Source organism: Pseudomonas viridiflava (assembly GCF_900602065.1).
In the GTDB taxonomy this organism is placed as follows: Bacteria; Pseudomonadota; Gammaproteobacteria; order Pseudomonadales; family Pseudomonadaceae; genus Aquipseudomonas.
In genome coordinates this window covers 1-279 of sequence record NZ_UWFN01000172.1, presented here as the reverse complement: position 1 = coordinate 279, position 279 = coordinate 1, and the positions used below count along the sequence as shown (strand labels likewise).

Annotated in this window: 1 protein-coding gene; it reads right to left on the bottom strand. The window is 60.2% G+C overall.

The features are described 5' to 3' along the window. Positions 1-279, bottom strand: a 279-nt coding sequence (locus tag EE949_RS09050; RefSeq protein ID WP_206335700.1) for a GDP-mannose 4,6-dehydratase, incomplete at both ends; no start/stop codon positions are given.

Sequence of the window (279 nt, the reverse complement as noted above, 5' to 3'; positions counted from 1 at the left end):
GATTGACCGACACCAGCACCTTACCGGTGGCCGCATCGATCCCGCGTTCGGACTCGGCTTCGCCTTCCCACTGGACCGTAACGCCTGTGGCCTTGAAGGCCATGCTCACGAAACTGCGGACGGTTTCGGTACGGTTGGTGGCCAGCACAAAGCTGTCCGGCGTTTCAGCCTGCAGCGTCCGCGACATGCCTTCGACGTACTCCTTGGCAAATCCCCAGTCGCGCTTGGCGTCCATGTTGCCCAACTCGAAGGAATCCATCAGGCCCATGTTTATCTTGG